The following is an 11,672-nucleotide window of genomic DNA, read 5'->3' as shown; positions in this document are numbered from 1 at the left end:
CCGTCGCCGGCCACCGCGCTGTCCAGGCAATGGTCGATATGGTCGCGGATCAGGACGCGCTTGGCCTCGCTGATCGCGCGCTCCACCGCATGAAGCTGCTGGGTGAGGAGGACGCAGGGCCGTCCCTCATCCATCATGGCGATCACGCTGCGCAGATGGCCTTCCGCGCGGCGCAGCCGTTTCAGTATGTCGTCATGGTGATGGTGGGAGCCATGGGCGTTCATCCGTGAAACATATCCCCCCAGGGAGGATTGAAGCAATGGCAAGTCATCAATGCTGTCCTGTCGTCCAGCCGCCTGTCGGGCAACCGGAAATCGAAGGGCCTCCCTGTCTTTTCGGCACGCGCTGGCCCGACTGTTTCTGCCGAAGCCGGCCGCCGGCTCGGTGCCGATTTATGTATGGCTGAGCGCGTGTGCCGGCCTGTCAGCACCCTCTGGATCAACGCTCGTCCTGCCCCGGCCGCAGGAGTTCCGAGAGCAGCGGATTGGGAAACCGGCGCTGCAGGGTAACAGCGAAGAAGGGCTCGCTGATGCCGTCCAGCCGGGCCGCCTCGACCAGAATGCCGGCCTCCAGCTCGTCCCGGACCACGATGGGCGGGATGATCGCCAGCCCGGCATCGGCGCGCGCCAGCAGGCGGATCATCGCCATGTCATCCACCTCCGCGGCAAAGACCGGCGTCACCCCGAGCCGCGAGGCCAAAGCGTCAAAGGCGGCGCGCAGCCCGGTTTCCGGCGTTGGCACGATCAGCGGCTCGGTGGCCAGCAAATCCTTCAGCGGCTGCGCGCGCCTTGCTGTTCCCCCACGGCCTGTTCCCCCACGGCCTGTTCCCCCACGGCCTGTTCCCCCACGGCCTGTTCCCAGGCGGGCCGGCGTGCCGATCAGGCCCACGGGCTGCTCGTCCAACCGGTGCACCAGCCACGGGCTGGCGGCATCCCGCGCCGGGGCGAGGTTCGTCAGGACGACATCAAGCGACAGCCCCTCCAGCCCGCGCAGCAGCTGGTCCTGCGCGCCCGAGCGCAGGATCACCTCGACATCCGCCCGTCCGATGAGGGGCTGCAGGAACTGCATCTGGAAATTGCGCGACAGGGTGGCGAGCGCCCCGATGCGCAGGGCCCGCCGCGCCCGCCCGGTTTCGCGCAGGGTCGCGGTCAGGTCATCGGCCGTGCGGAAGATGGCCTCGGCATGATCGAGGGCGATGCGCCCCGCCTCCGTCAGCACAAGGCCACGGCCACGGCGCTCGAAGAGATCCTGGCCCAGCGACGCCTCCAGCGCGCGCAGCTGGGTGGAGAGCGCGGACTGCGACAGGTTCAGCGTCCGGGCCGCTCCCGTGAGGGTGCCATCGCTCGCAACCGCCCGGAACAGGCGAAGGTGATGCAGGTTCAGATGTGCCATTGTTCTATTAAACAGAATTAAACGGCACAATATATGTAATTTTCTGAATAAACAGCAAGCGGTACATGGCTCTGCGTTCACGCATTCACGGAACCAGCCATGACAAGCTTCCTGCCGACGGAATTTCCCCTCACGGCCTTTCCCCTGACGGCCCTGGCGCCGCTGGTACTTCTGGCGGCGGCCCTGCCGTTTGCCGTCCATCCCGGGCGCCGTCCCGGGCGGTTGCCCGAGCTGGCCGAGGCGGCAGGGCTGGCGAGCCTGCTTCTCGTGCTGGGCGGTCTGGGGCAACTGCTAACCAGCGGCCCGGCGGAGGGGCTTGCGCTGGTCCGCCTCAATGCGATCAGCGTGACGCTGGCGCTGCTGGTCGCCTTCGTGGGCTGGGTCGTCATCCGCTATTCCCGCCGTTATCTCGATGGCGAGGCGCGCGAGGGCCGGTTCCACGGGCTGGTGCTCGCCGCCATCGCGGCTGTCCTGCTGCTGGTGCAGGCCGCCAGCCTGTGGGTGCTGGCCGCAAGCTTCATCGCTACCGGCCTCATCCTGCGGCAGCTGCTTCTATTCTACCCCGAACGGGCTGAAGCCCGCCGCGCGGCGGCCAAGTTCATCCGGGTCTGGACCGCCGGCGATGTGGCGCTGCTGCTGGCGGCACTCCTGCTCTGGCTGAGCTTCGGGACAACCGACATCGCCGTGCTGACAGCGGCGACCAGCCTGCCGGCGCCAGCGGTCATTGCCGTGGCCCTGCTGGTGCTCGCAGCGGTGCTGAAGACGGCGGCCCTGCCGGTCCATGGCTGGCTGACCGAGGTCATGGAGGCACCGACGCCCGTCTCGGCGCTGCTGCATGCCGGCATCATCAATTCCGGCGGGGTGCTGCTGATCACCCTGTCCGGGCTGGTGCAGACCAGCCCCGGCGCCATGGCGGCGCTGGTGCTGGTCGGCGGGATCACGGCCCTGTTCGGGGCGCTGGTGATGCTGACGCAAAGCGCGGTGAAGACGGCGCTGGCCTGGTCCACCGTGGCGCAGATGGGCTTCATGCTGCTGCAATGCGGGCTGGGGCTCTGGCCGCTGGCGCTGCTGCATATCGTGGCGCATTCGCTCTACAAGGCGCATGCCTTCCTCTCCTCGGGCGGCGCGGTGCAGGCGGTGAATGCGATCCGCAAGCCCGGCCCGGTCGCCGTGCCGAACCTCGGGGCGGTCGCCCGCTCCTTCGCGCTGGCGCTGGTTCTGTATGTCGCGGTGGCGACCGGCTTCACCCTGTTGCTGGGCGAGAAGTCGCCGCAGGCGCTGGCGCTGGGGGCGATGCTGATCTTCGGCGTTTCCTACCTGATCGCCCAGGGCCTCGCGGATGCCGCCCCCTGGTCGCTGACAATTCGGACCGCCACCGCCTCGCTGGCCGCCACGCTGGCCTATTTCGGGTTCCAGGTCGCCGCCAAGGCCATATGGGGGCCGTGGCTGCCGCAAGCACCGGTCGCCGGATCGCTGGAATGGGCACTGATCGTGCTGGCGGTACTGTCCTTCGGCCTGGTCGCCTTCGCGCAGGCGCTGTTCCCGCTCTGGGCGCATCACCCCTCGACCGCCGGGCTTCGCGTGCATCTGGCGAACGGGCTTTACCTGAACGCGCTTCTGGACCGCATGATCGGCGGCTTCCGGACGTCCCGCAACGCCTGAACCGGGAGAATTCCGATGTTCCTCAAGCATGACCGGATCACCGCCTCGCGGGCCACAGAAATCCTGCAGGCCGCCGAGGCGGCGGCACGGGCCATCCCGCCTGCCTTTCCGCTGGATGCGACCGTCGCAGTGAACCCCTTCCTCGGCCAGGCGGGCGAGGATCTGGCGCAGGCCTCGGCCCGACTCGCCCGCGTCGCCGGGGCCAGGCTGACCCAGCCGCGCGCGGCGCTGGCGGAGAAGCTGGCGGCGGGCGAGATCACCGACGATGACCTTTCGGCGGCACTGACCGCCTGCCCTGCGCCCGCGAAGCCGCATGATCTGGCCGCGCTGAAGGCAGCGATTCGGGAAACGGCGCCAGCCCCCGAGGCGCTGCCGACGGTGGCGGCGCTGGCCGCCAGCGCGACCGGAACCGACTGGCCGGCGATCATCGCCCGCAGCATCGGGCTCTGGGCCGCCGGCCATTTCGACCGGGGGCAGGCACTCTGGTCGCCGCGTCCGGGCCATGGCGCCTTCGCCGCCTGGCGGGAATGGGCGACGCACGACCTAACGCCCGAGATCGCCGGGCTGGAAGGTTTCTGCGCCCATGTGGCCGAGGCACCCGACAGCGCCGACCGGGCCATCCTGCGGGCCGCCGAGCGTCTGGACCTGCCGGCGGAAGCGGCGGAGACGGCCTTCCACCGGCTGCTGCTCGATCTGGGCGGCTGGTCGCAGCATGCGCGCTGGCTGTTGTGGCAGGCTGAACTGACGGGCGGCACCGACACCACCCTGACCGACCTACTGGCGATCCGGCTGGTCTGGGAGGAGGCACTGCTGGCACAAGTTCCGGCGGTCGCCGCCGGCTGGCAGGCGACGGTCGCGGCGCATTCGGCACCTCTGACACCAACGCCGGATCAGGTGCTGGACACCATCCTGCAGGATGCCGCCGAGCGCGCGCATCAGCGCCGGCTTGCCGGGCTGCTCGCCGGCCCCTCAGCCCGGACGGGGCGCGCCGCGCTGCAGGCGGCCTTCTGCATCGATGTCCGCTCCGAAATTATCCGCCGGGCGCTGGAAAGCCAGGATCAGGGCATCGAGACGCTGGGGTTCGCCGGTTTCTTCGGCCTGCCGGTCGCGCACCGGCCGGAAGGCACGGATGAGGCGCAGGCCCATCTGCCGGCCCTGCTGAACCCGACGCTGACAGCCACCAGCCATGGCGACGCCGAACAGGAAACGGCAACGCGGATCACGGCGCGGGCGCGGCGCGCCTGGGGCCGGTTCCGGCAGGCAGCGGTCTCCTCCTTCGCCTTCGTCGAGGCGGCGGGCCCGGCCTATGGCGGCAAGCTGATCCGCGATGCGCTGGGACTGGGCGGACAGGCCCCCTCCCCTCAGCGGCTACCCTGCTTCGAGGACCAGCTGACAGCCGCGCAGAAGGCGCAGACGGCCGCCGCAATCCTGCGCGCCATGAGCCTGACGGAAGGCCATGCGCGGCTGGTGCTGCTGGTCGGCCATGGCGCCCGGGTGACCAACAACCCGCACCAGAGCGCCTATCATTGCGGTGCCTGCAGCGGCCAGACCGGCGAGGTTTCCGCGCGCCTGCTCGCAGCCCTGCTGAACGATCCGGAGACCAGGGCCGGCCTGCCCGCGCTGGGGATCACGCTGCCGCAGGACACATTGTTCGTCGCCGGACTGCACGACACGGTGACGGACAGCGTCACGCTCTACCGCGACAGCGAGGCGCCCGGCCATGCGGACCTCCTTAGGCAGGCGGAAGCCTGGCTCGCCGCCGCCGGACGGCAGGCCCGGGCCGAGCGTGCCCTGCGGCTGCCCGGCGCTGCCGGCGAGGATCTGGCTCGGCGGGCGGCGGACTGGGCCGAGGTGCGGCCGGAATGGGGCCTCGCTGGCTGCGCTGCCTTTATCGCCGCCCCCCGCAGCGTCACGGCGGGGCGCGACCTCGCAGGCCGGGCCTTCCTGCACAGCTATGACTGGAGCCAGGACAGGGATTTCGCGACGCTGGAGCTGATCCTGACCGCGCCGGTCGTGGTGGCCAGCTGGATCAGCCTGCAATATTACGGCTCGACCGTAGCGCCAGAGACCTTCGGCGGCGGCAACAAGCTGATCCACAATGTCGTCGGCGGCATCGGCGTCGTCGAGGGCAATGGCGGCCTGCTGCGCCCCGGGCTGCCGATTCAGACGCTGCATGATGGCGAGAAGCCCGCGCATGAGGCGCTGCGCCTGACCGTACTGGTCGAGGCGCCGGTCGAGGCGATCACCGACATATTGCGCCGGCATGACGGCGTGCGGCAGCTGTTCGATAATGGCTGGCTGCACCTGCTGGTGCTGCAGGAGGGCCGGATCACCGCACGCTATCGCCCGGGCCTTGCCTGGGAGGCGTTCGGCACGGCTACAGAAGCGGCATAGGAATCATCGGATAGCGGCCAATATCACCCGCGCCTCGAAGCCGTCGCTCTGACCCGGAACAGGCGAGAACAGTTCGAGCGTTCCGCCGGTCTGGCGCAGGATGGTGTCGGCGATGGCAAGGCCAAGGCCGGAGCCTTCCGGCCCCTCCCCGGCCCGGCCGCCGTGCACGAAGCCCCGCACAAAGCGTTGTGTCAGGCGGGCCAGCGTTTCCGGCGGGATAGCGGGGCAACCATTGCGCACGCTGACGGTCCGGTCATCCGGCACGGCGATCTCCACCGGCGTTTCGGGGTCGCCATAGGCCAGCGCGTTCTCGATCAGGTTGCGCACGACGATGCTGAAAGCGTCGATGTCCATGCGCGCCCGCAACGATGCACCATCGGCAATAACCAGGGAGAGCCGCCGCGCCGCACCCGGCTGTGCCGCCAGTTCCTCGATCACCAGACGCAGCACCGGCAGCAGGTCGTTCTCGGTTTCCGACAGGCCGATGCCGGCCTCCGCGCGCGACAGGTGCAGCAGCTTTTCCACCAGCCCGCCCAGCCGGTGCAGCGTCGCCTCGATCCGGCGCCCGCGCGCCTGCGCGTCCTCTGGGGTGAGGCCACTCTCCAGCTCCGCCAGCAGGCGCTGGGTCTGCGCCAAGGCCGTGGCCACCGGCGTGCGCAGCTCATGCGCGCTGGTCGCGGCAAAGACACGTTCCGCCTCCAGCGCCGACCGCAGCCGGCGCAGCAGCCGGTTCACCGCCTGCACGGTGCCCACAATCTCCTCCGGCCAGTCGGTGTCCGCGATGGGTTGCAGATTGCCACCGTCGCGCGCGCCGATATCGCCCTGCAGCCGCCGCATCGGAGCCAGACCGCCGCGCACCGACCACAGGATGAGGAGAATAGAGACCGGAACCAGCCCGGCCAGCGGCAGCAGCAAGGCGCCGGCGCTCTCCATCAGGGCTTCGTGCCGATGGCCAAGCGGCTCGGCGACCTGCAGGAAATAGCGTCCCGAGGCGATGGTATAGACGCGGTGATGCCGGGATTCCGAAAATCCGAGTGCGAGCGAGCCGGTATAGGGCGCTTCCGGCGCGTCATGGGAACGCAGCAGCACAGCGCCGTCGCGGCCGCGCAGCTGGAAAGTCAGATATTCGTCGTCATCATCCTGTTCGCCCAGCAGGCCCGGGGGCGTTGCTTTGCCTTCCAGGGCGCCGGTCGCCAGCGGCAGCAGCCATTGGGCGGTTTCCTCCAGCGCGCTGTCGAACACTTCGTCGATTTCCTCCCGCATGACCAGGACGGAAAAGGCCGCACCCAGCAGCCAGAGCAGCGCAATGCCACCGGTCAGCAGCAGGGTCAGGCGGCGCGAGATGCTGGCAGGGCGGGCGGTCGTCATGGCTCCAGCCTGTAGCCAAGGCCGCGCATGGTGCGGATCGTCTCCCGCCCCAGCTTCTTGCGCAGGCGGCTGACATAGACCTCCACCGCGTTGGAGTCGATCTCGGCGCCAAAGGCATAGAGAGCATCCTCGATCCGTTCCTTCGAGACCAGCGCGCCCGGCCGCCGCATCAGCAGTTCCAGCACCGCCCATTCGCGCGCCGTCAGCTCCGCAGCGGTGCCGGCCACCGTCACGCTGTGCGCAGTCTGGTCTATTTCCAGATTTCCCAGCCGCAGGACCGGGTTCGGGTCACCGGCATAGCGCCGGCTGACCGCCATGATGCGCGCCGACAGTTCCTCAAGATCGAAGGGCTTCACCAGATAATCGTCGGCGCCGGCATTCAGCCCCTCGATGCGGTCGGAGATACGGTCGCGCGCCGTCAGCACGATCACCGGCACCTTGTCGCCCCTGCCCCGCAGACCGCGCAGCAGGGCAAGCCCGCTGCCATCCGGCAAGGCCAGGTCCAGCAGGATCAAGTGATAGGCGACCGTTCGCGACGCATGTTCGGCGTCCGCCAGCGTCATCATCCAGTCCACCGCATGGCCGGTACTCGCCACATGTTCCCGCACGGCTTCTCCCAGACCCGGTTCGTCTTCAACCAGCAAGATACGCATCGGCCCTCCGCTACAGCAACGCAGGATGCATAGGCCGGGCGGCTGACGCCAGTCTGAACGGCCTTCAGCTTCCTGTCAGGAATTCCTGTCAGGGTGCCGCCATCTTCACACGCTACAGGAGAACCGACATGCGTATCCGAATGACCGCACTGGCCACAGCACTGCTGATCGGCACCGCCGCCCTGCCGGCCTTGGCCAGCGACAAGTGCAACGTACCGAAAGATGAATGGCAGCCGGCCCAGGAACTTCAGGCGAAGCTGGAGGCCCAGGGCTGGAAGGTGCAGCGCCTGAAGACCGACGATGGCTGCTACGAAGTCTATGCGACCGACGCCAACGGCAAGCGGATCGAGGCCTATTTCAATCCGAAGACGCTGGAGATGATCCGGTCGAAGATGAAGGACTGACCCCATGCAGCCCGCCATGCAGCCTACCCAGGAGCCAGGCGTGAAGGTCTGGGATCCCTTCGTGCGCCTGTTTCACTGGATGCTGGCCGGCGGCATCGCGATTGCCTGGTTGTCGGCAGAAGAATGGGACGCCCTGCATGAATGGACGGGCTATCTGATCGCCGGGCTGCTGGCCGCCCGGTTGATCTGGGGCCTGATCGGAAGCCGCTATGCCCGCTTCTCGCGTTTCGTCCGGTCGCCAGCGGTGGTCAGTGCCTATCTGCGGGACATGCTGAAAGGCCGGGAGAAACGCTATCTGGGCCACAATCCGGCAGGCGCGGCGATGATCCTGGCGCTTATCGCCGTCATCGCCGCCACCGCCTTGACCGGGTGGATGGGAACCCTCGACCGTTTCTGGGGTATCGAATGGGTCGAGGAAATTCATGAGACCCTGGCCAACCTGATCCTGGTCCTGGTCGCGGTGCATCTGGCCGGCATCGCCCTGGCCAGCCTACGCCACCGCGAAAATCTGGTGCGGGCGATGATCGTCGGGCGCAAGCGCGCCCCATCGGGAACGGACATCGCCTGAGCCTTCCCCCTCGGTACCTTCAGCTTCCCGTCAGCTTCGGGGCGTATCGGTTGTCCACGTGTCAGCCCCAACGCACGGATAACCGATGCCCCCGAAATCACCCCTGAAGCTGCCAACGCTTCCTCGCCTCTCGCTGCATCCGCTGACGCTGGTCCTGCTGTTCGCGGTCTTCCTGCTGGCGGTTCATAATCACCGGCTATGGCAGGAGATCGTGCAGGTCTGGAGCGGCCGCGCGCCGCACGACCTGCTGTTCCTCGGATCGCTGGGGGTGTTCTTCCTGGTGCTGCTGGCCCTGCCGCTGCAGCTTGTCGCCTTTCCGCGCCTGCTGAAACCGGTGCTGGCCGGTCTCGTGCTGATCGCCGCCGGCACCTCTTTCTTCATGGACAGCTATGGGGTGCTGGTCGAAAAGACGATGATCGCCAACATCGTCGAGACCGACATGCGCGAAGCGGGCGACCTGCTGTCCTGGTCTCTGGTCTGGCACATGCTGCTGACCGGTATCCTGCCGGCGGGCTTCATCCTGTCGGTGACGCTCACCCGTCACGGCTGGAAGCGCGAGGCGCTGCTGCGGATCGGCGCGCTGACGGGTTCCGTCGCGGCGGTCGGGCTGATCGCACTCTTCTTTTTCCAGGATTACGCCTCGCTGGCGCGCAACAACCGGCAGATCCGGCACATGGTGAATCCGGTGACCGCGCTCTATTCGGCAACGGTCTATGCGCTGGGCACCGACCGGAAGGCGCCTGCCGGCCCGCCCGCGCCGATCGCGCGGCTGGTGTCGCTGGGCGACGGCTGGAAGACGCCTGACCGCAAGCCGATGCTGTTCGTCTTCGTGCTGGGCGAAACCGCCCGCGCCGCCAATTTCTCCCTGAACGGCTATGCGCGCCCTACCAACCCGGAGCTGGCCACGCTGCCGGTCGTCAGCTTCACCGAGGTTGCCTCCTGCGGCACCTCGACCGCGGAATCGGTGCCCTGCATCTTCTCGCCGCTGGGCCGTTCCGACTATTCGCCCGGCAAGGCAAAGGCGTCGGAGAACCTGCTCGACCTGGTACAGAAGGCCGGGCTCGATGTCGTCTGGCTGGAGAATAATTCCGGCTGCAAGGGCGTCTGTGCCCGGGTGCCGACCGAGACCCTCGCCATCCGCGACGCGGCTGACGAACCCTTCTGCGACTCCGAAGGCTGCATGGACATGCTTCTGGTCGAGCGGCTGCGCCGGGTCGCCGCAACGATGGAACGGGATACGGTGGTGGTGCTGCACCAGATGGGCAGCCATGGCCCCGCCTATTACCGGCGCTATACGGAGGCCTTCCGGCGCTTCACGCCGACCTGCGACACCAGCCAGTTCCAGGAGTGCGAAACCAAGGCGATTACGAACAGCTACGACAACAGCATCCTCTACACCGATCATGTGCTGGCCGAGGCGATCCGCGTGCTGGACGCGGCATCGGAGCAGGCCGACACCGCGCTGCTCTATGTCTCCGATCATGGCGAATCGCTGGGCGAAGGCGGCGCGTTCCTGCATGGCCTGCCCTACGCCATCGCGCCCGAAGTGCAGAAGCATGTACCGATGATCTGGTGGAACTCCGGCGGCTTCCAGCGCCGCGCCCGGCTTGTGCAGGGGTGCCTCGCCAGGGACAGGGACCGGCCGCTCAGCCACGATAATATCTTCCATACGATGCTGGGGCTGCTGGATATCGAGACCGATGCCTACAAGCCCGTGCTCGACGCCTTCGCCGATTGCCGCCTGCCAGACACCTTCATCGCCCAGCAGGCCGGGGGACCAGGATGAGCCACGCCCTTGGCTGGCGGCGGACAGGTACTGTTGGCTGGGAACTACCGGTCCTGCTCGGCCTGCTGCTGATCCTGATCGCGGTACCGGCCTGGCACCGGCTCGATCTGGCGCTGGCCGGACTGTTCCATGACAGCGTGACGAATGACTGGCTGATGCCCAAGGAAGGCGGGCTGGCGCATGCAATCCTCTATACCGGTGCCCGGCGCCTGCTGGGGATCGGCGGCGGGATCGCCGTGCTGTTGCTGGCCTGGTCTGGCTGGCGGCAAGGCTGGAGCGAACGGCACAGCCGCATGGCCCTGGCGATTCTAGTGCTGGCGCTGACGCCGATGGCCGCCAACCTGCTGAAGCAGTTCACCGGCGTCTCCTGTCCCGTGCAGGAATTGCTGCTTGGCGGCAACCGGACGGGGGTGACGATCTGGGACCGGCTCTACGGGCTGGCGCCGTTCGAGCCGCAGCTGCGCTGCTGGCCGGCCGGACATGCGGCGGGCGGCTTCGGCCTGTTCGGCCTGGTCCTGCTGACGGACCGGCGGCGCTGGCTCGCTTACGCCCCCGGCATGGCGGCCGGCTGGACCATGGGGCTCTATCAGATGGCGCGCGGCCAGCATTACCTGACCCACACGCTGGCCACCATGCTGATCGGCCTGTTGCTCGCCGCCTGTGCCAGCCGGCTGTACGGCTGGCAGCGGGAGAAAGCCGTCCTCAGCGGCGACAATCGAACCGATGAGCCCAGGGCGGCGTTTTAGAACGCCGCCCTGAACTGCGTTCATGGCAACCGGTCAGGCGTAGAAGGCGGCGTCGATATCGGCGGTGGTGAGAGCACTGATACCGAGGAAGGTGAGGCTCGCCCCGGCCACCTCGATGACCACACCAGTCCCGGTTACCGCCTGATTGGCAATCGCCGCCTGCAACTCCATCAGCGTCACATGTTCCACCGCCAGCCGGTCGGTGCCCTGCTGGAAGTCGGTGATCGTCGGCGTCAGGATGGCGCTGGCGAAATTCGCATCGAAGTCCTTCAGGACGAACAGATCCGCACCGGCCCCGCCGGTCAGCGTGTCATTGCCCTGGCCGCTGTAGATCACATCGTCGCCGGCCCCGCCGGTGATGGAATCATGGCCCTTGCCGCCGCGCAATTCGTCGCCGCCATCGCCGCCCAGCACAGTGTCGCCTTGGCGGCCGCCCTGCGCGACGTTCGCGCCGCCGCCGGTCAGATCCAGCGTATCGTAGCCGGTGCCGCCATCGAGGCTGTCATTGCCCGCGCCGCCGAACACCGAGTCATTGCCGTCGCCGCCCAGCAGCGTGTCATTGCCATCGGCAGAGCCGACCGTATCGTTGCCGGCGCCGCCATCGATATAATCGTCATCCGCGCCCAGCACGATGTACTGGCTGGCATCGTCGGCCACCACATAGTTCTGGCCGGCGCCGCCGGTGATGGTGGTCGAGCC

General features: G+C 68.1%; 11 protein-coding genes. 6 read left to right on the top strand and 5 right to left on the bottom strand.

Going from position 1 to position 11,672, the window contains the following annotated elements; genetic code table 11:
- Together BKM74_RS18250 and BKM74_RS18245 are read right to left on the bottom strand one after the other, a co-directional pair.
- Window positions 1–224, bottom strand: a 224-nt coding sequence (locus BKM74_RS18250; protein WP_086467121.1) for a metal-sensing transcriptional repressor, incomplete at its 3' end; no start/stop codon positions are given.
- A 214-nt stretch (window positions 225–438) separates the two neighbouring features.
- The gene (locus BKM74_RS18245) at window positions 439–1,392 is read right to left on the bottom strand and encodes a LysR family transcriptional regulator (protein WP_086467120.1); all 954 of its coding nucleotides are present in this window, start codon (window positions 1,390–1,392) and stop codon (window positions 439–441) included.
- 99 nt (window positions 1,393–1,491) lie between these two features.
- Here BKM74_RS18245 and BKM74_RS18240 point away from each other — a divergent pair, with 99 nt between their 5' ends.
- Entirely contained in the window at window positions 1,492–3,054 is a 1,563-nt protein-coding gene (locus BKM74_RS18240) for a proton-conducting transporter transmembrane domain-containing protein (protein WP_086467119.1), read from the top strand.
- A 15-nt stretch (window positions 3,055–3,069) separates the two neighbouring features.
- Window positions 3,070–5,448 carry a YbcC family protein gene (locus tag BKM74_RS18235; RefSeq protein ID WP_086467118.1) on the top strand — a complete coding sequence of 793 codons (2,379 nt, stop codon included), beginning with the start codon at window positions 3,070–3,072 and terminating at the stop codon, window positions 5,446–5,448.
- 3 nt (window positions 5,449–5,451) lie between these two features.
- Here BKM74_RS18235 and BKM74_RS18230 read toward each other — a convergent pair whose 3' ends face one another.
- Complete coding sequence (locus BKM74_RS18230) at window positions 5,452–6,816, bottom strand: sensor histidine kinase (RefSeq protein ID WP_086467117.1); 1,365 nt, start codon at window positions 6,814–6,816, stop codon at window positions 5,452–5,454.
- The gene (locus tag BKM74_RS18225; protein WP_086467116.1) at window positions 6,813–7,469 is read right to left on the bottom strand and encodes a response regulator; all 657 of its coding nucleotides are present in this window, start codon (window positions 7,467–7,469) and stop codon (window positions 6,813–6,815) included. Before BKM74_RS18225 ends, BKM74_RS18230 begins: the two co-directional genes overlap by 4 nt.
- 128 nt (window positions 7,470–7,597) lie before the next feature.
- Here BKM74_RS18225 and BKM74_RS18220 point away from each other — a divergent pair, with 128 nt between their 5' ends.
- The 4 genes from BKM74_RS18220 (at window position 7,598) to BKM74_RS18205 (ending at window position 10,973) form a co-directional block, all read left to right on the top strand.
- On the top strand, window positions 7,598–7,873 hold the full coding sequence (locus tag BKM74_RS18220; RefSeq protein WP_086467115.1) for a PepSY domain-containing protein: 276 nt from the start codon (window positions 7,598–7,600) through the stop codon (window positions 7,871–7,873).
- A 4-nt stretch (window positions 7,874–7,877) separates the two neighbouring features.
- A complete protein-coding gene (locus BKM74_RS18215; protein ID WP_086467114.1) occupies window positions 7,878–8,441 on the top strand; it encodes a cytochrome b/b6 domain-containing protein in 564 nt (187 codons plus the stop codon).
- An 85-nt stretch (window positions 8,442–8,526) separates the two neighbouring features.
- On the top strand, window positions 8,527–10,227 hold the full coding sequence (locus tag BKM74_RS18210; RefSeq protein WP_086467113.1) for a phosphoethanolamine transferase: 1,701 nt from the start codon (window positions 8,527–8,529) through the stop codon (window positions 10,225–10,227).
- Window positions 10,224–10,973: a phosphatase PAP2 family protein gene (locus BKM74_RS18205; RefSeq protein WP_086467112.1), complete on the top strand. Its 750-nt coding sequence runs from the start codon at window positions 10,224–10,226 to the stop codon at window positions 10,971–10,973. The genes BKM74_RS18210 and BKM74_RS18205 overlap by 4 nt, the downstream gene beginning before the upstream one ends.
- 33 nt (window positions 10,974–11,006) lie before the next feature.
- Here the strand turns inward: BKM74_RS18205 and BKM74_RS18200 are convergent.
- Window positions 11,007–11,672 (bottom strand): calcium-binding protein (locus BKM74_RS18200; protein ID WP_140056127.1); only part of this gene is annotated, 666 nt, incomplete at its 5' end.

The organism is Oceanibaculum nanhaiense, from assembly GCF_002148795.1.
In the GTDB taxonomy this organism is placed as follows: Bacteria; Pseudomonadota; Alphaproteobacteria; order Oceanibaculales; family Oceanibaculaceae; genus Oceanibaculum; species Oceanibaculum nanhaiense.
The sequence above is the reverse complement of the archived record's forward strand: the minus strand, read 5'-3'. Positions and strand labels throughout refer to the sequence as shown.

Coding starts and splice junctions, on each gene's coding strand:
- BKM74_RS18245 (WP_086467120.1), bottom strand. CDS start 1,392: ATGGCACATCTGAACCTGCATCACCTTCGCCTGTTCCGGGCGGTTGCG.
- BKM74_RS18240 (WP_086467119.1), top strand. CDS start 1,492: ATGACAAGCTTCCTGCCGACGGAATTTCCCCTCACGGCCTTTCCCCTG.
- BKM74_RS18235 (WP_086467118.1), top strand. CDS start 3,070: ATGTTCCTCAAGCATGACCGGATCACCGCCTCGCGGGCCACAGAAATC.
- BKM74_RS18230 (WP_086467117.1), bottom strand. CDS start 6,816: ATGACGACCGCCCGCCCTGCCAGCATCTCGCGCCGCCTGACCCTGCTG.
- BKM74_RS18225 (WP_086467116.1), bottom strand. CDS start 7,469: ATGCGTATCTTGCTGGTTGAAGACGAACCGGGTCTGGGAGAAGCCGTG.
- BKM74_RS18220 (WP_086467115.1), top strand. CDS start 7,598: ATGCGTATCCGAATGACCGCACTGGCCACAGCACTGCTGATCGGCACC.
- BKM74_RS18215 (WP_086467114.1), top strand. CDS start 7,878: ATGCAGCCCGCCATGCAGCCTACCCAGGAGCCAGGCGTGAAGGTCTGG.
- BKM74_RS18210 (WP_086467113.1), top strand. CDS start 8,527: ATGCCCCCGAAATCACCCCTGAAGCTGCCAACGCTTCCTCGCCTCTCG.
- BKM74_RS18205 (WP_086467112.1), top strand. CDS start 10,224: ATGAGCCACGCCCTTGGCTGGCGGCGGACAGGTACTGTTGGCTGGGAA.